Source organism: Citrobacter sp. wls711, from assembly GCF_005281055.1.
GTDB classification, from domain to species: domain Bacteria; phylum Pseudomonadota; class Gammaproteobacteria; order Enterobacterales; family Enterobacteriaceae; genus Citrobacter; species Citrobacter gillenii.
Genome location: NZ_SZXC01000079.1, coordinates 66,491 through 92,370, shown reverse-complemented (window position 1 = coordinate 92,370; position 25,880 = coordinate 66,491). Strand labels below are relative to the sequence as shown.

At 53.9% G+C, this 25,880-nt stretch carries 24 protein-coding genes and 1 pseudogene; 12 read left to right on the top strand and 13 right to left on the bottom strand.

Going from position 1 to position 25,880, the window contains the following annotated elements:
* Position 1 precedes the first annotated feature (1 nt).
* The 3 genes from FDW98_RS22000 to dagR all read right to left on the bottom strand — a co-directional run bounded on the left by FDW98_RS22000 (position 2) and on the right by dagR (position 3,845).
* Positions 2–487: a PTS system mannose/fructose/N-acetylgalactosamine-transporter subunit IIB gene (locus tag FDW98_RS22000; RefSeq protein WP_096759033.1), complete on the bottom strand. Its 486-nt coding sequence runs from the start codon at positions 485–487 to the stop codon at positions 2–4.
* Positions 488–500: 13 nt separating this feature from the next.
* Positions 501–926, bottom strand: coding sequence for a PTS sugar transporter subunit IIA (locus FDW98_RS21995; protein WP_096759032.1), 426 nt, complete (start codon positions 924–926; stop codon positions 501–503).
* 120 nt (positions 927–1,046) lie between these two features.
* A complete protein-coding gene (gene dagR, locus FDW98_RS21990; RefSeq protein WP_096759031.1) occupies positions 1,047–3,845 on the bottom strand; it encodes a transcriptional regulator DagR in 2,799 nt (932 codons plus the stop codon).
* A 252-nt stretch (positions 3,846–4,097) separates the two neighbouring features.
* On the opposite strand from dagR, the gene FDW98_RS21985 reads away from it, so the two are divergent.
* Positions 4,098–4,391, top strand: a complete 294-nt coding sequence (locus FDW98_RS21985) for a YicS family protein (RefSeq protein ID WP_096759030.1) — start codon at positions 4,098–4,100, stop codon at positions 4,389–4,391.
* Between the two features lie 36 nt (positions 4,392–4,427).
* On the opposite strand, the gene FDW98_RS21980 is transcribed toward FDW98_RS21985, so the two are convergent.
* Positions 4,428–5,375, bottom strand: a complete 948-nt coding sequence (locus FDW98_RS21980; RefSeq protein WP_096759029.1) for a LacI family DNA-binding transcriptional regulator — start codon at positions 5,373–5,375, stop codon at positions 4,428–4,430.
* Between the two features lie 292 nt (positions 5,376–5,667).
* On the opposite strand from FDW98_RS21980, the gene FDW98_RS21975 reads away from it, so the two are divergent.
* From FDW98_RS21975 to FDW98_RS21940, 8 genes are all read left to right on the top strand, one after another.
* The gene (locus tag FDW98_RS21975; RefSeq protein ID WP_096759495.1) at positions 5,668–5,982 is read left to right on the top strand and encodes a PTS sugar transporter subunit IIB; all 315 of its coding nucleotides are present in this window, start codon (positions 5,668–5,670) and stop codon (positions 5,980–5,982) included.
* 12 nt (positions 5,983–5,994) lie between these two features.
* Positions 5,995–7,326 (top strand): PTS sugar transporter subunit IIC, encoded by a 1,332-nt coding sequence (locus FDW98_RS21970; RefSeq protein ID WP_096759028.1) that lies wholly within the window; start codon positions 5,995–5,997, stop codon positions 7,324–7,326.
* Between the two features lie 20 nt (positions 7,327–7,346).
* Positions 7,347–8,729: a glycoside hydrolase family 1 protein gene (locus tag FDW98_RS21965; RefSeq protein ID WP_096759027.1), complete on the top strand. Its 1,383-nt coding sequence runs from the start codon at positions 7,347–7,349 to the stop codon at positions 8,727–8,729.
* A 12-nt stretch (positions 8,730–8,741) separates the two neighbouring features.
* A complete protein-coding gene (locus FDW98_RS21960; protein WP_008786514.1) occupies positions 8,742–9,044 on the top strand; it encodes a PTS lactose/cellobiose transporter subunit IIA in 303 nt (100 codons plus the stop codon).
* A gap of 206 nt (positions 9,045–9,250) precedes the next feature.
* Complete coding sequence (locus FDW98_RS21955) at positions 9,251–10,627, top strand: carbohydrate porin (RefSeq protein ID WP_096759026.1); 1,377 nt, start codon at positions 9,251–9,253, stop codon at positions 10,625–10,627.
* A gap of 225 nt (positions 10,628–10,852) precedes the next feature.
* Positions 10,853–12,892 carry a beta-galactosidase gene (locus tag FDW98_RS21950; protein WP_096759025.1) on the top strand — a complete coding sequence of 680 codons (2,040 nt, stop codon included), beginning with the start codon at positions 10,853–10,855 and terminating at the stop codon, positions 12,890–12,892.
* A 17-nt stretch (positions 12,893–12,909) separates the two neighbouring features.
* Positions 12,910–13,767, top strand: a complete 858-nt coding sequence (araC, locus tag FDW98_RS21945) for an arabinose operon transcriptional regulator AraC (protein WP_096759024.1) — start codon at positions 12,910–12,912, stop codon at positions 13,765–13,767.
* Between the two features lie 51 nt (positions 13,768–13,818).
* Positions 13,819–15,135: an MFS transporter gene (locus tag FDW98_RS21940; RefSeq protein ID WP_096759023.1), complete on the top strand. Its 1,317-nt coding sequence runs from the start codon at positions 13,819–13,821 to the stop codon at positions 15,133–15,135.
* 41 nt (positions 15,136–15,176) lie between these two features.
* Here FDW98_RS21940 and nepI read toward each other — a convergent pair whose 3' ends face one another.
* The 6 genes from nepI to uhpA form a co-directional block, all read right to left on the bottom strand.
* Positions 15,177–16,364 carry a purine ribonucleoside efflux pump NepI gene (gene nepI / locus FDW98_RS21935; protein WP_096759022.1) on the bottom strand — a complete coding sequence of 396 codons (1,188 nt, stop codon included), beginning with the start codon at positions 16,362–16,364 and terminating at the stop codon, positions 15,177–15,179.
* A 130-nt stretch (positions 16,365–16,494) separates the two neighbouring features.
* Complete coding sequence (locus FDW98_RS21930; RefSeq protein WP_096759021.1) at positions 16,495–16,947, bottom strand: DUF1198 domain-containing protein; 453 nt, start codon at positions 16,945–16,947, stop codon at positions 16,495–16,497.
* A 145-nt stretch (positions 16,948–17,092) separates the two neighbouring features.
* On the bottom strand, positions 17,093–18,484 hold the full coding sequence (gene uhpT, locus FDW98_RS21925) for a hexose-6-phosphate:phosphate antiporter (protein WP_096759020.1): 1,392 nt from the start codon (positions 18,482–18,484) through the stop codon (positions 17,093–17,095).
* A gap of 142 nt (positions 18,485–18,626) precedes the next feature.
* Positions 18,627–19,955, bottom strand: coding sequence for an MFS transporter (locus FDW98_RS21920; protein ID WP_096759019.1), 1,329 nt, complete (start codon positions 19,953–19,955; stop codon positions 18,627–18,629).
* Between the two features lie 9 nt (positions 19,956–19,964).
* Entirely contained in the window at positions 19,965–21,467 is a 1,503-nt protein-coding gene (gene uhpB / locus FDW98_RS21915) for a signal transduction histidine-protein kinase/phosphatase UhpB (RefSeq protein ID WP_096759018.1), read from the bottom strand.
* Positions 21,464–22,057, bottom strand: coding sequence for a transcriptional regulator UhpA (uhpA, locus tag FDW98_RS21910; RefSeq protein ID WP_096759017.1), 594 nt, complete (start codon positions 22,055–22,057; stop codon positions 21,464–21,466). The genes uhpB and uhpA overlap by 4 nt, the downstream gene beginning before the upstream one ends.
* Positions 22,058–22,079: 22 nt before the next feature.
* Between uhpA and FDW98_RS23865 the strand changes: the two are divergent.
* Positions 22,080–22,163: pseudogene (locus FDW98_RS23865) on the top strand (hypothetical protein); the annotation flags it as partial.
* Positions 22,164–22,211: 48 nt separating this feature from the next.
* Here the strand turns inward: FDW98_RS23865 and ilvN are convergent.
* The 3 genes from ilvN to ivbL all read right to left on the bottom strand — a co-directional run bounded on the left by ilvN (position 22,212) and on the right by ivbL (position 24,398).
* On the bottom strand, positions 22,212–22,502 hold the full coding sequence (gene ilvN / locus FDW98_RS21905) for an acetolactate synthase small subunit (protein ID WP_096759016.1): 291 nt from the start codon (positions 22,500–22,502) through the stop codon (positions 22,212–22,214).
* Between the two features lie 3 nt (positions 22,503–22,505).
* Positions 22,506–24,194 carry an acetolactate synthase large subunit gene (gene ilvB / locus FDW98_RS21900; RefSeq protein ID WP_096759015.1) on the bottom strand — a complete coding sequence of 563 codons (1,689 nt, stop codon included), beginning with the start codon at positions 24,192–24,194 and terminating at the stop codon, positions 22,506–22,508.
* Between the two features lie 105 nt (positions 24,195–24,299).
* Positions 24,300–24,398 carry an ilvB operon leader peptide IvbL gene (gene ivbL / locus FDW98_RS21895; protein ID WP_096759014.1) on the bottom strand — a complete coding sequence of 33 codons (99 nt, stop codon included), beginning with the start codon at positions 24,396–24,398 and terminating at the stop codon, positions 24,300–24,302.
* A gap of 274 nt (positions 24,399–24,672) precedes the next feature.
* Between ivbL and tisB the strand changes: the two genes are divergently transcribed.
* A complete protein-coding gene (gene tisB, locus FDW98_RS21890; protein ID WP_137398955.1) occupies positions 24,673–24,762 on the top strand; it encodes a type I toxin-antitoxin system toxin TisB in 90 nt (29 codons plus the stop codon).
* Positions 24,763–24,854: 92 nt separating this feature from the next.
* Positions 24,855–25,715 (top strand): DMT family transporter, encoded by an 861-nt coding sequence (locus tag FDW98_RS21885; RefSeq protein ID WP_096759013.1) that lies wholly within the window; start codon positions 24,855–24,857, stop codon positions 25,713–25,715.
* The last annotated feature ends 165 nt before the right edge of the window (positions 25,716–25,880 follow it).

Genomic DNA, 25,880 nt, shown 5'->3' with positions numbered 1-25,880 from the left:
GTTAGAATTTTTTCAGGATATCGTCCAGCGACTGCGGCTTATCTTCCGGGATGGTCTGGAAGAACACTTGAATCCCGCGGTTTTTCAGGTCACCCAAAATGCCGACGTCTTTTTCGTCCAGCGTAATGTTCTGGAATACCGCTTTGCGGTTTGGCCCGCCGCCCAGCCCACCGACCTGAATGGTGGTCACATCAAAACCCAGTTGGACCGCTTCCTGAATCGCCGTCAGAGAAGGAAACAGCACCAATACTTTGCCGTCACCAAGCTGGTTTTCTTTCCATGCGGCAGCAAAACTCTGATTACCGTAGCAATCCACTTTGATGTTCGGCGGTGCGGCCATCAGGTAGATATTTTTCATAAACGGATCGGCGTCCAGTTCATCACTGACTACCGCAATTCGGTTTGCCTGGGATTGTCCAACCCATTTCGTTACCACCTGCCCATGAATCAGACGGCTATCAATTCGACATAAGACGATGTTTGCCATGATGTTTTCTTCCCTATTTTGATTGTTGTAATTGACGAACATGGGCGGCAACGTCCAGACAACTGCTCCGCCCGGCATCAACAAGTTCAGCCACGCAGGTGGTCAGAAGACCATGCTCACGCCTGTCCAGCGCCTCCAATAGCAAAGAGGCATTCAGCCCGGAAACCACCGCCACCGGGTAATCGGCACTCAGCCGCGCCGCCACGTTAGAGGTAGTCCCACCAATGAAGTCCGTCAGGATAAGTGAACCTTCCGGCATGATTTTCACCACGGCTTCGACGCGCTGATAAAACTCACCGAGCGTATCGACGGGCATCAGCGCGATTTCCGTGACGCCTTTAATTTCGCCCGTCACCATGCGCAGGCTGTTGCAAAGCTGTTGCCCCCAGCCGCCATGGGTCAGCAGCAGGATTTGGGGCAAGGATTCAGTGGTAGTCAAAATGGCCTCCTGGCTCGATTACATAGATATAGTTAACCAGAGCAAGGGATGTGCCAGAATTTGTGTCACGATGAGGGGAAGAAAGGACTGACGGGACGTAAGGCCCCGCCAGGTATGGGATCAGCTATATAACAGTTCGTAGATATAAAAATATTCCGCGTCTGATAAACGAATGGCGTAGGCCTCTTCGATCGGCTGGAAAGCGGATTTAATGACACTAAACGCGTGGGCGTCCAGGTCCGGCTTGTTTTCAAGCGCCATCTGTAACGGTTTGCGGTTAATCACGATACGCTCGACCATACAACAGCAGTGGATCAGGAAGCGCAGTGTCACCTGACGGCTCGGTTTCAGCAAAAGTGCAGCCATCAGGTGGTTAAGCACGCCTTCCATTTCCTTCAGAATACGCTGAGGATTGAGCACCGAAATATGGTTGATGATGCTCTCCATGGTCAGCGCGCTGATAAAGCGCATGGCGCTGCGTTCCATCTCCAGACGACGTTCGCTGCTGGAGAGATCGGGCGTCAGCAGGCTCAGCACCAGTTCTGGCCCCTGCTCGGAGAACAGCTCTTCCAGCGAAATAAACGGAATATCCGGTAGCCCCGGCTGAAAAGTGCCGACTATCCCCGCCAGCCGTTCGCTGGCGTTTATCGCCTGCTGGACGCGCTCCAGACTGCGCACTTCGTTGTAATCGAGGATCACCATCCGCGTATCCTGCGACATCAGTTCGCCAAAGCTCTCCTCCAGCACCTTTTTGATTTTTTCCGCCGTGCCCATGCCGGTAATGCAGGAGATGACCAGCACTTTGCCACCGTTCTCCTGCTGCGGCGTGCAGAGCTGACAGGGGATATCTTTACTCTGCATTAACGCCGCCAGCTGCGTTAAGTCACTGGTTTCATAGCTTAAATCCAGACCCAATTCCAGCAGACTGGTCAGGGTGATATTCGGCATCAATAGAACATCTATCTGAAATAACTTGCTGATGGTGCTACCAAAATGAATCAGTGAGCCGATATCCACCATCAGGATTAATCGCCGATATTGCCGGGTCCGAATCATCCGGGTCAGCGCTTCCAGCGTGTCATGCACTGATTGCTCAAACGGCATATCGATAGCGCTGAACAATTCACGCTCCAGCACACGGTTCACGTACTGCGCCTGACTCGTGGCGGTGGTGGCACCGTGGGCAATTAAAACCACACCGCAGTCGGGGCTGGCGTCGATGCGCTGTCGGTAATGGCGACACTCTTTCAGGAACAAACACAGCCAGACAACTTCCGTCGCCGGGCACTGAATATGCAGCAGTTCATTGATTTTTCGGCACAACAGCGTGGCGTTGTCGTATTCATCTTTGCAGCGATCAAGGATCAGGCTGGAGGAGTAAAGCTGCGGGATAAGTCCGCGCTGCACATAACCAATCAGCGCCAGAAGGTGCTTGCGCAGCGGGTTCACCAGGTTTTCCGGCAGCGTAAAGCCCAGCACCTGTTCAACACAGCCGATGAGTAACGTCACCCGTTCTTCAATCTGGTCACCATAGCGCGGGGGATGCGCTACGTTATCGCGACTGTAAAGACCGTAATCAAATATGGAGCTGAGCTTGTTTTTAAGTATCGCCAGCGTTTCGGCGGGCGGCACGTTGCTGTTACGCAGATTGACGTATTCACGAGTCAGGAAGCTGTAAAAGAGATCGCTGTCTTCAATTTCCGCCCCGGTTGCCAGCGAGTTTTTTAGTGCCGGGAGCGTGCGCGCATCCACGCTCAGACGCTCTGTACCGCCAAACAGCACATCAACCAACTGACGTTGTTCCGGCGTGGCGTTAAACGGCATCTCTGCGAGCCGTTTGTCCAGCTGTAGCGTGTCGCTGCGCTCCGTCATCCCTGATGCCCACGCCTGGGCGCACAGAAACTGAATATCGCTCTTGAGCTGGCCAATATTGCCTTCCAGCGGTTTGTTCAGCAGCCAGAGCAGCAGCGTTTTGTCGATGCTTACCGTGCGTTCAATTTTACGGCTCTCACGCTGTAAGAAACCAACAATTAATTCAACCTGCTCTTCGATTGAACGCTGGCGAATACCGGGCAAATCGATACAGACCTGAATACGCCGCTGAAAGGTGCGTAGCAGCGCCGAACTGACGGGTTCAGTCGTCGCACAGATCAGGCGAACCGAAATTGAGCGCGCCGCAGCGCTCGAACCCAGAGGCCGGTATTCACCCTTATCGAGAATGGAGAACAGCTTTTCCTGCCCTTCATACGGCAGTCGATGGACCTCATCGAGTAACAGATAACCACCATCAGCCTGTTCGACCAGACCGGGTTTATTCTCGTTTGCTCCGGTAAATGCCCCCTGGCGATGACCAAACAGATGTGAGGAAAGCAGTTCCGGGTTATGCGCGTATTCTGCACAGTTAAAATAAACCAGCGGTGGCGGCATTCCCGTCACACGTTCGCAGGCAAAGCGATGCATCAGCTCAGCAAAAAAGGTTTTGCCGACGCCAGAGGGACCAGTCAGCATGACATGCAGACCATGAGGATAGAGTACCGCCGCTCGACCTTTTTCCACCGCATCACGCAGGCTGCGATCGTAGCCGATAAGCCCGATAAAGGGATCGTCAGAGACCAGACTCTCCTGATGAGCGATGAGATCGGCGACCGAACGCACTTCGCGTTCGGACTCATCCAGCGTGCGATCCAGCAACATTTCAATTGCCTGACGATGCAGGAAGAACACCGGACGGCCCCGACTTTTAATCGCCAGGCCATCGTTCCATAGCTGATTAAGGTCTTTACTGACAGAATTACGCGCCAGTCCAAGGTTAAAGCCTATAGCCTCCGCGGTGAATGCCGTTTCCTGCGCCAAATTGGCAAGATTAAGCCCACGCGTCAGCCGTTCCAGCTCCCCCAGTATTACCTCAATCCGCCTCATCTCTTTACCGCTTAAGAAATTAATGATTGTTCAGAACATACACTATTCTGCTGTGCAAGAAAGTGAGGGATGGGAAGAATCGGTCTACAACTTACAACTGAAACCGGTTTTCCGACTCATGCAGAACGCTTAGAGAGCCATATGCTGTCTATACTTATCTTTAAATCTGGCATGCCTGATGGCGCTATGCTTATCAGGTATGGAAGAGGATATAAGCCGGATCGGGCAACAATTCACTCTGGAGAATGATAAATGAAACGAACAGCGTTGCTGCTCTTTGCCGTCCTTTTCACGCTGCCGGGTCTGGCGCAGGCCGACTCGGCTTACGGTTCTCTACAGGCAGTTCACGAAAAAAACACCGTATTAAAGGACTTACGCAAAATTTGTACCCCACAAGGGTCGCCGTCGGATGAAGTATGGGAAAAAACGATTATGTCTGATACGCGTAATCAGCAGCACATTCGCGAGGCCATTTTGGCAATACAAAGGAGTAATCAGAATAACTACTGGGATGCGCTGGGCAAAGTGGAATGCCCGGATATCTAGGCGTGAAGCGCATGGCTTCACGCCTGATTAAGACGGTTAACGCTGAGGAATAATGAGGTCGCCACGCAGCACGTATGAACCCAGCACGTTCTGGGTTTTCTCGTTCAGCCAACTGACAATGCGTGCCGCCATCGCATCCATTGAATACTCAATGGCCGGGATAGTTGGAATGCCCGGCAGATGCAGCGACCCGGCCAGGCTAAAGACCATTATGTCTCCCGGCACCGATTTATTAAACGCCAGCAGCTGCGGGATAACTCGCTGAGCCTGCTGCTCGTCGGCCACCAACAGCGCGTTAAAATTGAGCGTTGACGCGTTATTGAGCAGCTCCTGTAATGCCACGGAGGACGACGTGGCCTCCATAAACACCAGATTGCGGTTAAACGGCAGGAAGTTTTTTTCCAGCGCATGCTTGTAGCCCAGCAGCACCTGATCCGAGAACCCCATACCGTCCGGGTGGATCAGTGCAATCTGGCGTCGGTTCTGGCTTATCAGGTAGTTACAGGCTGTTTCGGTAGCAAACGCGTGATCAAACTGAATGCTGTTGACGTCATCGCCAGAGTCCAGGCAATCCACCAGAATGACATTCTCCTGGCTAATGCTCAGCGGGAACCGCGCGCCAATAATCAATACGTCATCGCACAACCCACAGCTTAATTCATCCAGGGCGTTCATCACTTCCGCTTTGCTATTGGCAAAACGCAGCAGCAGATGCTTTTGATGCTGGCTAAGGTGTTTTTCCAGCGCGTAGAGATAGCCGGTAGTCTGGTTAATGTTATCCTGCGCGCAAATCACCCCAATACAGCCGGTAGACTGACTCAGCAGCGACTGTGCAATCACGTTCGGGCGATAGTTCAGTTCATCCACCGCTTTCAACACGGCAAGACGGCTGGCCTCTTTGACACCACGTGAACCGCTCAACACGCGTGACACCGTGGCCTTTGACACCCCGGCCAGACGCGATACATCGTTGATAGTAGACATCATTCTCCCCTGACAGGACCCGCCTGGCCCTTTCCTTCCTGTATTTAACACTGGCTTAAATAATCGCCACTCGCAGTATATCTGTTTCCGTTTTTCATGGAAACCGATTTTCCATTTTGACTCAAAAAGAGATTAAATTGCCGAATTTCGTGAGCCAGATTCAAATAATTAGCCTTATAACAATAAGATCTTGATGGCCGTCACAGTTCTGTTTGCGATGAATGGAAACCGGTTTCCGTATGATATCAAATCAGACTCGCAATATGTTTTTACATTTAAAGGATGGTTCACCATGTTCAGGATTATGTTGTGTTGCTCTGCAGGGATGTCCACCAGCATGCTGGTTCGCAAAATGGTTGAAGAAGCGGAAACGCGCGGGTTGCCCGTGAAGATTGATGCATACGGTGTTGCCGAATTTGACACACAGTTTCCAAATTATCAGGTGGTGCTGCTCGGCCCCCAGGTAAAGTACATGCTTACTACGCTCTCAGAAAAGGCTGCCACCCAGGGTGTACCCGTAAAAGCCATAGATATGATGGATTACGGTATGCAACGCGGTGACAAAGTGCTGGATTATGCCCTGTCGCTGATTGAAGCGGCACACTAGAAAGGTATCAATATGAGTTCGTTATATCAGTCAATGGTTGCCGTCATTGAACAATCCATCACCCCGCTCGCCGGAAAACTGGGGCAGCAAAAGTATGTGATTGCGATTCGTGACGGTTTTACGGCGGCGCTGCCGTTTATGATCATCGGATCGTTCATGCTGGTGTTTATTTTCCCTCCGTTCTCTGCCGAAACCACCAACAGCTTTGCCCGTGGCTGGCTCGACTTTTCTGCCACCTACCGTGAACAGTTAATGCTGCCGTTCAACCTCAGCATGGGTGTTATGACGTTCTTCATCTCCGTTGGCATTGGCGCCAGCCTTGGCCGCCAGTTTAATCTCGACCCGATCATGTCCGGGCTGCTGGCTTTTATGGCGTTTCTGCTGGTTGCAGCGCCTTATGCTGACGGAAAAATCTCGACCCAGTATCTTTCCGGTCAGGGAATTTTTACCGCCCTGATTACCGCCATTTATTCCACTCGCGTGTATGCCTGGCTGAAGCAGAATAACGTGACAATCCGCCTGCCGAAAGAAGTGCCGACCGGCGTCGCGCGTTCATTTGAGATCCTGATACCGGTTCTGGTGGTGATTGCCACCCTGCATCCACTGAACCTGTTTATCGAAGCACAAACCGGGATGATCATTCCACAGGCGATTATGCACCTGTTGGAACCGCTGGTTTCCGCCTCTGATTCGCTGCCGGCGATTCTGCTTTCCGTCCTGCTGTGCCAGATTTTCTGGTTTGCGGGAATCCACGGCGCACTGATTGTCACCGGCATCATGAACCCATTCTGGATGGCAAACCTGTCCGCTAACCAGGCGGCACTGGCGGCAGGTGCGGCGCTGCCGCACGTTTATCTGCAAGGCTTCTGGGATCACTACCTGTTGATTGGCGGCGTGGGCTCAACCTTACCGCTGGCGTTCCTGCTACTGCGCAGCCGCGTCGCCCACCTGCGCACCATCGGCAAAATGGGAATTGTGCCTAGTTTCTTTAATATTAATGAGCCTATTCTGTTTGGTGCGCCGATCATCATGAACCCGATGCTGTTCATCCCGTTCGTCTGCGTTCCAATGATCAACGCCGTACTGGCCTATAGCGCTACCAAGCTCGGCTGGATAGCCCAGGTCGTGTCGTTAACCCCGTGGACCACACCAGCGCCAATTGGGGCATCCTGGGCTGCGAACTGGGCATTAAGTCCGGTGGTGATGTGCTTTATCTGCATGGCAATGTCGGCGCTGATGTACCTGCCTTTCCTGCGTGCGTACGAACGTTCTTTGATGAAATCCGAAGAGCAAAAAGCCCAGGATGCCGTCTCCGTAGCGAACGCTGCCCGTAGCAACTCATAATAAATCAAGGAGTCAGAACAATGAGATACCGTTTTCCTGAAAACTTCTGGTGGGGCAGTGCCTGCTCAGCGCTGCAAACCGAAGGGGATAGCCTGAACGGCGGTAAAAGCCAGACCACATGGGACGTGTGGTTCGACCGTCAGCCAGGTCGTTTCCATCAGGGGGTTGGCCCGGCAAACACCTCCGGTTTTTATCAACACTGGAAACAGGACATCGCACTGCTGAAACAGCTACAGCACAACAGCTTTCGTACATCCTTGAGCTGGTCGCGTCTGATCCCGGACGGCACCGGCGAGGTCAATCCCGAAGCGGTCGATTTCTATAACAACGTCATCGACGAGCTGCTGGCGCAGGGTATCACGCCCTTTATCACCCTGTTTCACTTCGATATGCCAATGGTCATGCAGGAGAAAGGCGGTTGGGAAAATCGTGAGGTTGTGGAAGCCTTTGGCCGCTACGCCCGGACGTGTTTTACCTTGTTCGGCAATCGGGTGAAGCACTGGTTCACCTTCAACGAACCGATTGTCCCGGTAGAAGGCGGCTATCTGTATGACTTCCACTACCCGAACGTGGTGGATTTCAAACGTGCGGCAACCGTGGCTTACCACACCGTACTAGCGCATTCGACGGCGGTCCGTGCGTATCGCGCTGGCAACTATGACGGTGAAATCGGCGTAGTGCTGAATTTAACGCCGTCTTATCCGCGCTCGCAAAATCCGGCGGATGTGAAAGCCGCACACCATGCGGATCTGCTGTTTAACCGCAGCTTCCTCGATCCGGTATTAAAAGGCGAATATCCGGCGGACCTGGTGGAACTGTTGAAACAGTACGATCAACTACCGGCCTGCCAGCCCGGCGACAGCCAGCTCATCGCCGAGGGTAAAATCGACCTGTTGGGCATTAACTACTACCAACCGCGCCGGGTGAAATGCCGCGATAACGCCGTCAATCCTGACGCGCCGTTTATGCCAGAGTCGCTGTTTGATTATTACGAAATGCCGGGACGTAAAATGAATCCGTACCGTGGCTGGGAAATCTATGAGCCGGGCATTTACGATATTATTACGAATCTGCGTGATAATTATGGCAACCCGCGCTGTTTTATTTCTGAAAACGGCATGGGTGTAGAAAACGAGCAGCGTTTTATTCAGGACGATCAGATTAACGACAATTACCGTATTGAGTTTGTCTCGGAACATCTTAAATGGCTGCATAAAGGCATTAACGAGGGTTGTCATTGCCTTGGTTACCATATGTGGACCTTTATTGATAATTGGTCATGGCTTAACGGATATAAAAACCGCTACGGTTTTGTCCAGTTAGATTTAGCCACGCAAAAACGTACAGTGAAAAAGAGCGGCGAGTGGTTTGCGAAAACTGCCGCCAATAATGGATTCGATTAAAAAGAGAGCATCATGATTGCATTAGAAGAAGCAGTAATGGAAATCATCGTCAATGCCGGGCAGTCACGCAGCCTGTGCTTCGAAGCGCTGCACGCCGCGCGCGCCGGGAACATTGACGAAGCGAAAAGCCTGCTTCGTGAGGCTGACGGCTATGCCCGTCAGGCTCACCACATGCAAACCAAATTGATCGAACAGGACGCCGGGGAAGCCCGGCAACCAATGACATTAATTATGGTGCATGCGCAGGACCACTTAATGACGTCGCTATTAGCCCGCGAACTGTCAGAAGAAATCATTCATCTGTATCAACGTTAGTTTCTAAATAACACTTTCTGAACGGAGTATTTATTACGACTAAATAAATTATTTCTGTACCTATTAAAAAACAAACAAATCAACTTGTTTTGGTGATAGCAAATTCAACCGAGACGGGATGGTTATTATCTTAAAATAAATGAATACACACGCTTATTCAGAATGCCAATGGCAACCTGAAGGGTTAAGTGTCAAATGAGATAACCATGAACATAAAAAAACTTCCATTAGCCATGGCGGTCGTGGCCGCGCTGTGCCCAATTTCTGTGCTCGCACAGGAATTTACGCAGGAACAAATCGACGCCATCGTCGCCAAAGCCGTCGATAAAGCGCTGGCGGAACGCCAGGCGAAAATGGACGCTGCCGTGGCGAAGAAAACCGATGTGATTAACGAACCGCAAAGCGCGGCGCAGTCGCCGGATATGGCGATACCATTCGGCGTGAAGTTCAGCGGCTACGCCCGTTACGGCGCGCACTTCCAGAGTGGCGATCAGAAATACGTTGGCGTTGACGGATCCTATAACGGTGCATCCGCGATTGGTCGTCTGGGTAACGAAGGCAACGGTGGCGAATTCCAGCTCTCCAAAGCGTTCAAAAGCGACAACGGCGCAATCTGGGATATCAACGTGATGATTGACCACTGGGGCGACGAAGTTAACCTCAAAAAAGCCTACGCGGGCGTGACCAACGTGCTGGAATCCAATCCGAACGCCTACATCTGGGCCGGTCGTGACTTCCATCAGCGTCCACAACAGGGCATCAACGACTACTTCTGGATGAACCACGACGGCCAGGGCGCCGGGGTGAAGAACTTCGACATTGGCGGTGTACAGTTTGATGTCGCCACCGTCGCCGCCGTCGAATCGTGTAGCCCGGAAGTCATGGAAGACGAAGCTAACCCTTCACGCATTACCTGTACCGGCGGCTCCGGCACCGGTGATAAGGGTAATTACGCGGTGACGTCAAAAATCCACAATATGAAGGTCGGCCCGCTGGACCTGGAGATCTACGCCAACTATGGCTTTGACTCCAAGGCCGTCGAGAGCGATGACCGTCTGAAAGCCTGGCAGGGCGCTTTTGTGCTGAGCCACACCAACGACAGCGGCGTGAACAAGGTGATCGCCCGTTATTCGGATAACTCAGACAACAGCGTCTACAACAAAACCGACGACCTGACCACGGTTTACGCCAGCTTCGAGGGGAGCCATAAGTTTACCCGCCAGGCGCAGGTGGAATACCTGCTGGCGTTCCATGACTACGACAACAGTGCAGATAAAAGTGATAACCGTAAGAACTATGGCGCAATTGTACGCCCAATGTACTTCTGGAACGACGTTCACTCCACCTGGCTGGAAGCGGGCTATCAGCGCGTAGATTACGACAACGGCGGGGATAACAGCGGCTGGAAGCTGACGCTGTCGCAGAACATGTCGATCGCCATGGGACCCGAATTCCGCCCCATGCTGCGCTTCTACGTGACAGGCGGCAAAGTGGACAACGACCGCACCGCGCGCGTCAACGGCACGAAAGACGAAACCCTGGACGACTTCAACCTCGGCGCGATGTGGGAAGCGTGGTTCTGATAAGGAATCATCGGGGGTGTACCCGCCCCCGAGATTGTCACGCAAAAAACAGCGCGACATCGCGTAAGTTGGCATCCTGTAATGCCGATCACACTTTACAACGCACAACAGATTTGTTCAGGAAAGACAGCGGGATCATTAAGCTTTTTTCGCTATAGCCGGAATATATTAATCCTATTCCAGTCACCAGGATTGGCGAATAACGAAATCACGGAGAAAGCTTATATGACAGGTCTTTATTATGGTGTGGCCTATTACGATGAGTACATTCGTGAGGAGCGCCTGGAAAAAGATATCGAGATGATGGTCGCCGCTGGCATTAATGTTGTCAGAATTGCGGAATCAACCTGGAGCACGCTGGAGCCTGAAGAAAATACGTTCAATTTCTACCATATTGATCGCGTGCTCGGCGCCATGCACCGCGCGGGCATCTCCGTTATTATCGGCACGCCAACCTACGCCATCCCCGGCTGGCTGGCGCGTAAACACCCGGATGCGCTGGTCACTACGCCAGCTGGCCATGAAAAATATGGCCGTCGGCAGATTATGGATATCGTTAATCCGCATTTCCTTCAGCATGCCGAAAAGGTTATTCGCGCCCTGCTTAATCATGTTCACCACCATCCGGCGATTATTGGCTATCAGGTCGATAATGAAACCAAGCATTATGACAATACCGGCGAAGATATTCAGGCGGCGTTTATAGCATCATTGAAAAAACAGTTCCCGGATATCCGTCAGATGAATGATGCCTTTGGGCTTGAGTACTGGAGCAATCGCATTGATTGTTGGGAAGATTTCCCCCCTGTCGCCAGCACCATCAACGCCAGCCTCGGCTGCGCTTTTGCTCGCTTTCGTCGAGAGAAGATCGCGGAATATCTGGCCTGGCAGGCCGATATCGTGCGGGAATACGCGCGTCCAGAGCAGTTTGTCACGCAAAACTTCGATTTTGAATGGCGCGGTTATTCTTTTGGGCTTCAGCCGCAGGTCGATCACTTTTCTGCCGCGCAGGCAATGAGCGTTGTCAGCGTTGACGTTTATCATCCAGGTCAGGATCATCTTAGCGGGCGGGAAATAGCCTTCAGCGGCGATGTGGCGAGGAACCTGAAAAATGGGCGCAACTATTATGTCATGGAGACGCAGGCCCAGGGCTTTGCCAAATGGACACCGTGGCCTGGTCAATTACGCTTGCAGGCCTTCAGCCATATCGCCAGCGGCGCCAGCATGGTTTCTTACTGGCACTGGCATTCGATCCACAACTCCTATGAAACCTACTGGAAAGGGCTGATCAGTCATGATTTCGCTCCAGGCCCAACTTACCAGGAAGCGATGACTATCGGTCAGGAGATGGCTCAGCTGTCCGGCGTTCTTAACGAACTGCGCGTAGAAAACGATGTCGCGATTCTGGTCAGCAATGATGCGATGGAAGCCATGAACTGGTTTAAACCCGATACCCCGCAACCCGGGCTGAACAACCACGGTCATTACGTTTACAACGATATCCTGCGACGGTTCTGGGATGCGCTTTATGACAATAATATCGCGGTGGATATCATCAACACCCTCGACCCGCAGAACAGTCAATACAAGGTCGTGGTTATCCCGGCGCTCTACTGTGCAAGCGATGAACAGCTTGAGCGTATCAACCAGTTTGTTGAAAACGGCGGCAAAGTGCTGATTGGCTTTAAGTCCGGATTTTGTGATGAGAATGTCAGAGTGCGCGCTGAAACCCAGCCTGCAATACTGAATAAATGCTGCGGCGTCAGCTACAGCCAGTTCGTCATCCCAGAAAACGTGGGGCTGCGATCTGAAACTGAAGCATTGGTTTGCGCCCCGGATGAGCACCCGGAACTGTGGATGGAGCTGCTGACGCCGAACACTGAAAAGACCGCCGTTCTGCTGCGTTATGACCACCCGGTCTGGGGAAAATATGCCGCCGCCACGCTGTCGAATTACGGTAAAGGGCAAGCGCTCTATGTTGGCTGTTTGCCCTCCAGCAAGGTGATATTTGACCTGTTTAGCGCGCTCTCATCAGACACGCCGTTGGTCTCCTCTACGCCAGAGTATCAGTGGCCGCTGGTTGTTCGCCGCGCCGTAAACAGCCGGGGCGAGGCGGTGCAATTTATTTTCAATTATTGCGCCACGCCTGCAACAATCCGTACTGAGGCCGAAGTGACGGAACCGCTGAGCGGGAAACGGTATCATCAGGGAGAACGCGTTGAGATTGATGCCTGGGGCATGCGGTTGTTTGTGAAATCACGGTAATTTTCGCGAGGTGGTGTATGTGTTTTACCTTTGATGCGTATCTGGTGGCTGGATTCACACCGGTTATCCGCAGCGGTCCTCTCGATACCCCGATAGACCGTCCGGACGGAATGGAAGGGTATATTATTAATATTACCGTGAGGGGAAAAGCATGGGTAAAAACCAAAGAAGGTACATACATTACCTGCGAAAAAAATGACTTACTTATTTTTCCACCCGGCGTGCCGCATCATTATGGGCGAGATGAAAATAGCGATTGCTGGGATCACTTTTGGATTTACTTTATTCCCCGTCCTTACTGGCATAATTGGCTCACCTGGCAAGGTAGCGAAGGTGAACCAGGCAAACTGACGCTAAAGAGTGAGCACGACGGTGAATTAATGAAGACGCTGTTCAGCGAGGCGATTACCTTCTTTTCTGAAGGCGATACGCTGTCAGAAGCAATATCGATGAACGTCCTTGAACGTATCATCCTGAATTGTTATCGACTGCAGGAAGATACCCGCAAGAACACGCGCGATGCCAGAGTAGAAGAGGTGTGTCGCTATCTGAACCGGCATATCACCGAGGATTTGAGCATCGCCGACCTCGCCGCGCAGGTCTGTTTGTCGCCGTCTCGTCTGTCTCATCTGTTCCGCGAAGAGACTGGGCAAACTATTAATGAATGGAAAGAAGAACAGCGGATATATCATGCCAAAAACATGCTACAAAATACCGCACTGTCTATCTCTGATATTGCACAATTAAGCGGATATAACGATGCATTTTATTTCTCAAGAATTTTTCGCCGCCACTGCGGAGTCTCTCCGCGTAGATACAGAAATAATTATATAAAACTCACCCCTGATAAGAACAGTTATTCCAGTGACGCTTAAACTATTCATTACGAGTGGTAGAATTAATTCCAAATAAAAAGGTTTACTACAATGGACAAGAGTATCATCGATAAAACCATTAATTTGGCTGGGTGGTCTGCGTCAGTGAGTAACGAAACTCAGCCGAAACCGCCAGTGCTTTTAGGTCTCGCCGTCGGAATCGGCGCACTACTGTGGCTGGCCCCATTTATGGGACTTAATTCCGTTCTGAATCCGGCCAAGCTCAGCCGAATTATCGGCGGGGGTTCAGAGGTTAATAATTTTCTTGCTCTGCTTGGCACACTCGGCGCGGTCACCTCAACGATTACCACCATTATTATCGGTGCGCTGTCTGACCTCACGCGCTCCCGCTGGGGCCGCCGGACGCCATGGATTTTATCCGGCTCGGTTCTGACCGCCCTGGTGATGGTGGGTCTGGGAATGATTGAAACCAAAGAGCAGCTGTGGATTTTTATCCTCCTCTGGTGCTTATTACAGACCTTTATTAACTTTGTCGTCGCACCGCTGATTGCCGTCATTGCCGACCGCATCGCGCCAAAACATCGGGGGTTAATTTCCTCCATTTATGCGGCGGGCTTTATCATCGGTCAGTACGGTGGCCCGGTGGTTGGCGGGTTCTTTCTTAGCGATAGCAACCCGGAGCTGGTCAATACCGGTTATTACGTTCTGGCGGTGGCGATGCTGCTCTCCGGCCCGGTTGCGGCGATCATTATCAAAGAGCCATCCAGCCTCGACATGCCGCGACAAAAAATAGACCGCAGCAACTTCGCTCAGTACTTTATTTTCCCGGTTCGCAATGCGCGTGACTTTTACCTGGCGCTGTTTGGCAAGATGCTAATTGCCATCACCATTACCGCTTTTAGCGTTTATCAGCTCTTTTTCCTGACCAGCGGAATGGGGCTTAATAGCGCCGACGCCGGGAAATATATCTCCCTGGCCGGGATCGCCACGATGATAACCGCATTAATCTTTGCCCCTATTTCCGGCCCGATTTCCGACAAACTGCGCACCCGCAAAAAACCGGTGTTTCTCGCCGCCATATTGATTGCCGCCGGTACCGTGATCCCGTTTATTTACGGACAGCCCGCCGCGATGATCTGGTATGGAATCATCGCAGGCATTGGCTCAGGGATTTTCTTTTCGGTCGATCAGGCATTGAATCTGGAGGTGCTGCCTAATCCCGAAAACTCGGCAAAAGACCTCGGCATCCTGAACTTTGCCAATACCGGTGCGCAAATTCTGGGCCCCGTACTAGGCGCGATTCTGTTTAGCGTGGTGGGGAACCAGTACCTACCGATCCTGCCTATTCTGGCCGTGATCGCGCTGGTGGGCGGGGGACTGATTATGATGATAAAGCAGGTAGATTGAACATTATCCCCCGGCGAGCACAGCGCCGTCGGGGGATAATATTATGATGAAATCCGTACTTTCGTCGCCACCAGCAAGCCGGTCAGCAGCATCAAAGCCCCTGAAATCACCAGCGGTGACACCAGTCCGAGGTTATCAAGCGCATAGCCTCCCACAGCAGCCCCACAGGTATTGGCAAGCTGGATCACGGCGACCTGGACGGATCCGGCTTTTTCTGCCTGATCGGCCAGCGAGCGGGTGATCCACGTCGACCATCCCACCGGCACCAGCGCAAACGCCAGCCCCCAAACAATCGCAATACCCGCGGCGACCACTTTGTCACTGCCCCAAAAAATCAGGATCAGCGCGCTGAGCGCCAGCACCAGCGGTGCACCGGCTAACGCCAGTTTCACCGAGCGCTTCAAAATCATCGACGAGAGCGACGTACCCACAAAACTGGCAATACCAAAGCTCAGCAGCACCAACGTCAGGCCATCCACATCAAATCCCGCCAGATTCATATACACCGGGCGAATATAGGTAAAGAAGGCAAACTGTCCGGCAAAGGACATAAAGATGGCGATCATGCCGGCCATCACGCCCGGACGCTGGAGCAGGCTGAACATATTTTGTTTCTGGTGCGACGGCTCACCGGGTAGAGAAGGCAGCGATCTCACCACCCAAATGGTGCACAGCACTCCCATTACCGCCGCAGCATTAAACACGTTACGCCAGCCGATAATACCGCCTAAAAAACTCCCTAACGGCGCAGCAATCACCAGCGCAATAGAGACCGCGCCGAAGATAACCGACAGCGCCTTCGGCACCGTACGCGCGGGAACCAGACGCATAGTCAGCGACGCCGACATCGCCCAGAATCCGCCCAGCGCCAGCCCCAAACAGGCACGGCCCACCAGTAGCAGCGCAAAAGAGTTGGCGAACGAGACCAGCAGGCAGGAGAGCGTCAGCAGCACTGAGAACAGGATCACCACATAGCGACGATCGGTCGCCTGAATGATTTGCGTGACAAACAAGCTGGCAAACATGGCGACAAAGGCCGTCACGGTGACCGACTGCCCGGCAACACCTTCTGAAATGCCCAGGTCCTGCGCCATCGGCGTCAGCAAACTGACCGGCAAGAACTCAACGGTTATCAGGCAGGCAACACAGAACGCCACGGCAAATACCGCCGACCAGTTAGGTCGGGCATTCACCTCTGCGCGGAATTTTTGTTCAATAACGTCACTCAATTTTATAACCTGCGTAGGATTATTGTAGAAAAGTTACGCAGTGTAACATTAAAAATGTGACGTATTTAACGTTTTAACAACCTTCACCGCCGGACGGCGATGACAAATAGCCATCATCACAAATCTGATATCAGTGTAGCCAGTGCACACCATCTTCAGGCAGGAAAAAGGCGTTGTAGCGCATTTGAAATGCATTTATCTCCTGCAGGTCTGGCTCCATTTCACGCAAAAAACCGAGCGCCAGACGCACCTGGGCGTCGGTAATTGGCGCGGCCAACCGGGCTTTTTGCAGTAAACGATGCCACTGCAGCAGATTCTGCTCACTACCGTCGACAATGACGACTTGCCAGATCAACAGCACCTGTGCGGCATTTTGCAGATGCGATTCGTCAGGTCGGTGGAGGTACTGTAAAAACGCCTCACCCTGCACTTTTCCCATCTGATCGGTCATCGATTCTACCGCCATCACATCAATACCCAGACGCTCGCTCAACCGGCGAACCGCACGCCGCGCCCCGGACGTCAGCACCCGAAAACCGACAATAAAAACAACCACCAACGTGGCCAGCATTATCCAAATCATGCGCACATCCCTTACCCGACAGGACGCCCATCATAGCGGCAATTTCATCTCTGTCGACGGCCGAACGTGTCAACGCTATTCCGGACGGCGCATAAGGCATAAAAAAGCCCGCCATAAAGGCGGGCAAAACGTTACCACTACACACTTAAGCGATGTTTAACTGCTGAATTTTTTTCTCGCGACGGATTTTACGTTCTTCGAAGACGGCCACGATAGCCATCAGGCAGATACAAGCGATAGCGGCGGTGTCCAGCGCGGCGAAGGTGCCCGCCCAGCCGGTCAGGCCGAAGACTGGCGTCCCATCGGCAATCATCCCCAGACCCAGCTTAGCGAAGCTGTCGCCGATCAGATAGGCGAATGTGCCTTTAATCCCATCGGCCGCGCCGATCGCTTTTTTCGGCACGAAACCGACAGCCGCCACACCGATCAACAGCTGCGGACCAAACACCAGGAAGCCGAGGGCAAACAGGGAAGCCAGGTAAACGTACTGGTTGCTGGCGTGCTGATAAACGCCGAGCGTGGCGATAATTAATGCCAGCGCGACACAGGCTACCAGTGCGCGACGACCGTTTGCCAGATCCGACAGCCAGCCCCACAGCAGGGTGCCGACCAACGCGCCCACTTCAAACAGGGTGAACCCCTGAATTGCCACCTCTTTAGAGAGTTTCAGCTCCTGGAAGGCATACACGGTAGACCACTGGTCGATACCGATACGCACCACGTACAGGAAGATGTTGGAGAAGCACAGCAGCCAGATCACTTTGTTTTTCAGCACGTACTCAACAAAGATCTGCCATTTGGTCATTTCGTTTTCTTCGGTCTCTTTGTCCTCTTCGCTGATCTCTTCGCCAAACAGTTCTTCTGCTTTACCGAGACCATAAGATTCCGGAGAGTCGCTACCAAAGCGCAGGCCGATAAAGCCCACGATCAGCGCGATAATCGACGGGAAGATAAACATCCCAATAACGTGGCCGTCGAACAGCACGTTAGCACCGAACAGCGCCACGCCTGCCGCACCCGCACCGCCGAGGTTATGGGAGATGTTCCACATACCGAGGTAGGAACCACGTTTACGGCGCGGCGTCCATTTGGTGATGGTCGAATAGCTGCACGAGCCGCCGGTACTCTGGAAGAAACCGCTCAGCGCGTAGAAGGCGATCATCAGGTACAAGCTGGTTGTGCCCGGCCCCATGCTGGCGCTAAAGCCGAGCATACAGATGGCCGAGAGGATCAACATCAGCGGCAGGAACTGCTTGGTGTTTTTGCCGTCAGCGTAGTAGGAGACCAGCGTTTTACCCACGCCATAGGTGATGGAGAAGCCCAGGCCAATCATCCCCAGCTGCGTCATGCTCAGCCCGTAGGTGGTGATCATGTCGTTCTGCGCGATGTTGAAGTTTTTGCGGATCAGGTACATGGTCAGGTAGCCGATGAAAACCACCAGGTAAGACTGCATGAACGGCTTGAACCACATTTTGCGCCGCACATCGAGCGGCAAATCCAGGGTCGGCTTGCGCACCTGGTTTAGAAAGGCCAGCATAGGACACTCCCGAGCTAATTTTTATACCTGCGAATAGCAGGCATTGTAAAAATCAGTCGGCAGAGACGCCTGAGACAGCGTCCAGGCGGAACCGGGAAAATTTCTTAGTTTTGCCCCACTCAGGGCAAAAAGGTGAGGTGCATCACGCTTCGCTGACGTTGCGCGGCGCCTGAGCGTTTAAAAACGGCAGCAACAATAGTGCGGAAATCCCCGCGGCAATGGCGATCACCACGAAGAACCCGGTCCAGTGCCAGACTTCCATCACCTTTGCCAGCGGCCAGCCGGAGAGCGATGCGCCGAGATAAGCGAACAGCCCAACAAACCCGGTTGCCGCGCCCGCCGCCTCTTTGTGCGAGCACTCCGCCGCCGCCATGCCGATCAACATCTGCGGGCCAAAGACAAAGAATCCGGTGGTGAAGAAGCACGCCGCCTGCATCACATAGCTGGCAAACGGCATCAGCCATAGTGAGCCGACGGAGAGCAAAATCCCGGCGGCAAAAATCAGGTTCATCGGCCCACGGTTGCCGTTAAACAGTTTGTCCGATCCCCAACCCGCCACCAGCGCACCGATAAATCCGCCCAGTTCGAACATGGTGACCGCCGTATTGGCAGTGACCAAATCAACGCCCAGCGTCTCCGACATGTACAGATTGCCCCAGTCGTTGATCGCCGCACGCACCACGTACACCAGCACATAGCACAGCGACAGCAGCCAAATATACGGGTTCAGCAGCACGTATTTAGTGAGGATCTCTTTGCGGGTCAGCCCTGCCCCTTCCTGCTGTTGGGCGATTTCCAGCTCGTCGTGCCGCCAGTCGCCAACCGGCGGTAAGCCGATAGCCTGCGGGCGGTCACGCAGTCGCCAGCAGAGGAAAATGCCAACCACAATCGCCATCGTCCCGGCAATCATCATCCCGGCACGCCAGCCGTAGTGCAGCGCAGCGGCGGCCATCACCATCGGAATTAACGCCCCACCAACATTATGCGCGGTGTTCCACAGCGCCCACCAGCCGCCGCGTTCAGTACGCGAGTACCAGGCCGTCAACAGACGGGCGCACACTGGCGACCCCCAGCCCTGGAAGAAGGCATTCAGCGCCCACAGTACGGCAAACGCCCACAGCGAAGTGGAAAAGCCAAACAGGATGTTTACCACCCCGGTGGCAATCAGCCCAATGCCCATAAAATAGCGGGCGTTGGAGCGGTCGCTGACGATACCGGAGACAAACTTCGACAAGCCATAGGTGATGTAAAACAGCGTTGCCAGCAGGCCAATATCGTTGCGGGTGAGTACGCCGCTGGCAAGGATATCGGGCACCGCGGCGTTGAAGCTTTTACGCGTGAAATAAAACAGCGCATAGCCAAGCCAGATGGTCAGCAGGATATGACGCCGCCAGTAGCGGTAACGGGCGTCGACCTCGTGTTTATCAGTGATAAGCGGCGCATTCGCCGGGGCTTTAAAAAACGTCAGCATCAATGCTCCTTACACGTAGCGCTGAGGCAACGACACGCTGACGCGCGTGCCGTGCGTGCAGGAAATCGAGAGCGAACCGCCAAGGGCCGTAATGCGCTCACGCATGCCGGTCAGGCCAAATCCTTGTTGATTCGAGCCCGGCGGCAGACCGCAGCCATCATCTTCAATCACCAACATTAACCGCTCGTCCTGTTGCCAGGCCTGAAGCGTCACCGCGCTGGCGTTGGCGTGTTTCACAATGTTGTTCAGCCCTTCCTGACAGACGCGAAACAGCGTCACCCGCTGGCTTTCACTGAGTGCCGACTCGTCAATGTGCCAGTCGAGATGGCTGACGATGCCGCAACTTTCCAGCTCCATTTCACGTAGCAGCGAGCGAATAGCCTGTTCCAGCGTCAGATCGTCGAGCTGGCGTGGGCGTAACCGCCCAAGCAGGCGACGCACCGAATCGTAGACGCCCAACGAAAGCTGCTCGATATGCGCCCCGCTTTGCTTCACGCCCGTATTCTCCGGGGCCAGCCGCTGGACAATGCCCGCCTGGGTGCGAATGGCGGTGATGGTCTGGCCGATATCGTCATGCAGTTCGCGCGCCACATCGCGGCGCACGCTCTCTTCGGTTTCCAGCAAGCGTTCTGCCAGCCGATGATTACGCGCCAGCTCGTTTTGCAGCGACTGGTTGAGTTCTCGCAGACGCTGAATCCCCGCACCGAGCAGCAGCCCGGTCAGGCTTTGCGCCAGCAGCGAGAGCAGTAAATCAACGGGATGATCGTGCCAGGTCTGGCTGGCAATCAGCGCGATGGCGTTCATCAGCGTGGCAATCAGCGCGCCCTGCCAGCCGTAATGCCAGGCCAGTGCGATGATCGGCAGCGCCAGGCAAAACGGTGTAAAGCGCGACAGCTCGTCCGGCAAACCTAACTGCAGCCACAGGCTGACGCTGAACAGCAGCAGGTACCACACCAGGTGCCGCCCACGCCAGTTCACCGGCTGGGAGACCACCGCCGGACCGAGCGGTAGCCAGGTAGTGCTGGTCAGGTAGTGCCAGAACACCAGACAGATAGGGGCCAGCGTCAGTCCACCGGTCAGGGTCAGCAGCAGCGCAGTCCACGCGACTTCGCCCTGCCCCAGCCACGGCAGCGACTGTAACAGCGCCGCGGCAATCAGCGCCGCCCCCTGCAACAACAAGGCACGCCAGTCGCGCTGATGGCGATAGCGCCAGATCAACGTCACAGGCAGCAGCGTCAGCAGGCTACCGGTCATCAACAGGGGGAAGTGCGCCAGCGCCACTTCCTGCGCCAGCCAGAAAATCAGCAGCCATTCCGCGCCCAGCAGCACAGGCCAGTAGCCACGTGGACATTGCAGCATCAACCCCAGCCGCAGGCCAAACGGGAACAGCAGTACCGCCAGCTCAGGGCGTTCCACCAGATGCAAGCTAATGCTCCACAGGCAGAACCAGGCGGCGGAGAAGATAAAGAAGCAGGCGACAACGGTGATTAAGCGAGAGAAAAAGGTGTTCATTGCCAGCCGTCAAACATCCGTCGAGCCAGCTCAACGTCGTTACTGACGTTCAGTTTTTCCATCAGATTAGCGCGGTGCACATGCACCGTTTTTGGCGACAGGCCCAACTCGGCGGCAATCTCTTTCACCGCCATGCCCTGCGCCAGTTTTTCCGCCACCTGACGCTCTCGCTTGGTCAACGGATCCTGACGCCCTGCCGCCAGTTTGACAGCGATATCCGGCGTGAGATAGCAGCCGCCTGTTGCTACAGTGTGTACTGCTGCAATCAGCTCATCGGGGCTACAGCGTTTGGAGAGGAAGCCGCGCGCCCCGGCGTTTAGCGCCTGTTCCACCAGCGCCGGGCTGTCGTGCACGGAGAGCATAATCGTCGCCATCCCTTTGGGGAGCTGGCTTAACAGCTCCAGCCCGGAGATATCCGGCATCGAAATATCGCAAATGCACACCTGCACGCCGCGGCCAGGCAATCCCGCCAACGCCTCAGCGCCTGAACCAAACTCAGCCACAACCTGCAAATCGGGTTCAAGCCCCAGCAGCTGCGCAAAGCCGGAGCGGACGATAAGGTGATCGTCTATCAGTGCAATGGTTGTCATGAATGTTGTCCTGGCGTGTGGGATGCCTGATGACGCTACGCTTATCAGGCCTACGGGCAGGAGCCATGGTAGGCCGGATAAGGCGTTTACGCCGCCCTCCGGCAAAGGCGCTTACCTTAACGATATACACTTCATCGTTCAAGCCTTGAACGGATTACTCGAAGAACACGCTTATCTTGTTAAACATCGACGGGTCGGACTGGTTGCGCGCGACTTTCACCACATCTTCCAGTTTATCAATCTGGCTGATCATCTGTTCCAGACGTTGGTCATCGTTGACCAGTAGCCAGATGCGACTCTGGTCGCTGCCCTGAATCGGTAGACAGAGAATGCCTTCCACGTTAAACGCGCGACGGGCGAACAGGCCACAAACGTGAGTCATTACGCCGGGGTGGTTACGCACGGTGAGTTCAAGTATTACGTTATCATGAGTCTGCTGTTGCATAGCTTATTCCCCCACCATCTCTGTATTTGCCGCGCCCGGCGGCACCATCGGATACACTTTTTCTTCCGCATCGATACGCACGTGGATCAGCGCCGGTCCCGGACGATCGATAATCGCCTGCAATGCCGCCTGCGGGTCGGCTTCGTGGTTTAAATCGCAGGTTTCGAGACCGAAACCGGCGGCAATCTGCATAAAGTTAATCATCCCCGGATAGGTGGCAGCAAACACGCCCTGTTTGTAGAACAGGCTTTGTTGCTGATACACCAGCCCCAGCGCTTCGTTATTCATCAGGATGATTTTAATATCCAACTGATTCTCACTGGCGGTGGCCATTTCCTGAATATTCATCATCAGGCTGCCGTCGCCGGAGAAGCACAGCACTTTTTTATCCGGGTTCGCCAGCGCCGCGCCAATTGCCGCAGGCAGGCCAAACCCCATGGTGCCAAGGCCGCCGGAAGTCAGCCACTGGCGCGGACGGTTCAGCGGGTAAGCCTGCGCCGCCCACATCTGATGCTGACCGACGTCGGTGGTGATGATCGCGCTGTCGTCCACACAGGCAGCAACCGCGTTAATCAGCCCATAATGGCTGAGCGGATTTTTTTCCTGTGGGATGGTGCACGGAAATTCTTGCTGCAGGTCGGACACCTGCTGATGCCAGGCTTCACGCGGTTGCGCTTCAATCAGCGGGATTAACTGTGCCAGCACCTCATCTACATCCGCCTGAATCGCCACATGCGCTTGTTTGATTTTACCCAGCTCCGCGCGGTCGATATCCACGTGGATGATTTTTGCATTCGGGCAGAACTGCTCAGTTTTACCGATCGCCCGGTCATCAAAACGGGCTCCCAGAACGATCAATAAATCCGCTTCTTGCAGAATAAAGTTGGTGCTGCGCGCGCCGTGCATACCCAGCATACCTAACGACAGTGGATGCGCTTTTGGCAGCATGCCGAGCGCCATTAAGGTCATGGTGGTGGGCAACGTCGCTTTTTCTGCCAGCTCACGCACCCGCTCAGGGGCGTTAATGACTCCGCCGCCAAGATACAGCACCGGGCGTTTGGCCGCGTTAATCATCGCAGCGGCATCGCGGATGCTCTCCGTGCTAAAGGCTGGCGCGGGTGCTTTTTCAGCCGGTGCAGGCAACGATTCAATCTCAAACACGGCGGTTTGGATATCTTTAGGAATGTCTATCCACACCGGGCCCGGACGGCCTGACTGCGCAATGCGGAAGGCATCGCTCATAACCTGGGGTAATTCATTAATATGGCGGACCAGATAGTTGTGCTTGGTGATGGGAATCGCAATGCCGTAGGTGTCGACTTCCTGGAAGGCGTCGGTGCCGATCATCGAGGCCGGAACCTGACCGGTGATACACACCAGCGGGATGGAATCCAGTCGCGCATCGGCAATAGCCGTCACCAGATTGGTGGCCCCCGGCCCGCTACAGGCCATACACACGGCAGGTTTGCCATCGGTTCGCGCCATGCCCTGGGCGATAAACCCCGCGCCCTGTTCGTGACGCGCCAGGATATGACGGATTTGCGTACTTTGGCTTAAAGCGTCGTAGACGGGGAGAATCGAGCCGCCCGGAATACCGGTGACCACCGTAATGCCCTGGCGCTCCAGGAAATGAACGATGAATTCTGCGCCCGTAAAGCGCGTACGCTTGGATGTTATGCCCGAACTTGCCATGCTCCAGTCCTTTTATTCTGGGCCTGCGTATCCGGGTGGGTCTCTTAAACGAAAAACCCCGCCCGGTTTGCGCCGGCGGGGTTTTGGAATCGTGTGTTCCGGACCCTACGGCGCATTGCCGACGACCACCACCACACGCACGACGACCACTGCGCGAGATGGCGCAGTTTTTAGTAGGGTCGCTGTCAGCATGGAAGGGTTCATTAGGGGCCTTGTCTGTTTGTTGGTTAACAGGATTTATACAAACACAGGTTTTTCAGCGTGACAATGGAAAAATTTTCATCTGCGTAAAAATGCGTCAACGATCACGTTTCATTGTATGTTGTGCAAAAACAAAAAACCCCGCCGGAGCGAGGTTTTCATCAGCATTGTGCGGTTGGTTGCCGCCAGGCACGCTGTGTTATGTCAACAAAGGTGCTGGCAACAGGCAGCGGCGAGGTACGCCAGCACCGTGCTCCTTGTACCAAAAGGAGAGCGTATGAGCCTCGTGAATATCACCATTCTTATCCTGAAACTCATTGTTGCTGCACTGCAACTGCTTGATGCTGTTCTGAAGTACATTAAATAACTCAGATTCAAGTCGCACTAAAGGGGAGTGGGTAACCACTCCCCTTTCACCGTTACCCAGGTGCGCGTAGCTCGACAATATGTTACGTTTTTATGACGCTATCAGGGACGAAGACCGCTATGACGCTTTCTGTTTTCTGCATTTTGCTGTTCGCCGCACTGCTCCATGCCAGCTGGAATGCTATCGTAAAAGCAGGAAACGACAAGTTGTACTCCGCCATTAGCGTCAGCGGATCGGCTGCATTCATGGCCTTGATTTTACTGCCTTTTGCACCTCACCCCTCAGTTGCCAGCCTGCCGTACTTAGCGGTCTCAACCGCGTTACAGGTGGTGTATACCGTGCTGGTCGCCAAGACCTATCAGGTCTCGGACATGAGCCAGACCTATCCCTTAATGCGCGGTACTGCCCCGCTGCTGGTCGCGATCATCAGCGTTCTGTTTCTCGGCGATAGTCTGTCAATGCTCGCCTGGGTGGGTATCGCCACCATCTGTATGACGATCCTCGGCATGGCGTTTAACGGGCGCAGCAGCTCACAGCAGGGAATTGTTTTGGCGTTAATTAACGCCTGCTTTATTGCTGGCTATACGCTGGTGGATGGCACCGGGGTACGACTCTCAGAGACCGCGTTGGGCTATACGCTGTGGACCTTCTTTCTCAACGGATCCTGTCTGCTCACCTGGGCGATGATCGCCCGACGCCGGGAGGCATCACGCTATCTGGCGCAGCAATGGAAGAAAGGCATTTTGGGCGGTATCGGCACCATGGGATCTTACGGTCTGGCGCTGTGGGCGATGACGCAGGCCCCGCTGGCGGTGGTCGCCGCGCTGCGGGAAACCTCCATCTTATTTGGTGCTCTGCTCGCCTGGCTGCTGCTTAAAGAAAAAGTCGCCGGTATACGCATTTTTGCTGCTGCCGGGATTGCCGCCGGGGCAATATTATTACGGTTATCCTGATCGTAAGGTGTGCATTCCGGCAACATTTATTGCCGCTATTTGTTTACATTTCCTTCCGCTTCCCTTCCCGCCTTTGTAGTGATCAATATGGTCTTCTTTTTTTAATGTGGTAGATTCCACGCGCATTTAGCGGAATGTTCAGCACCTTATTCTTCTTTTTTCTCT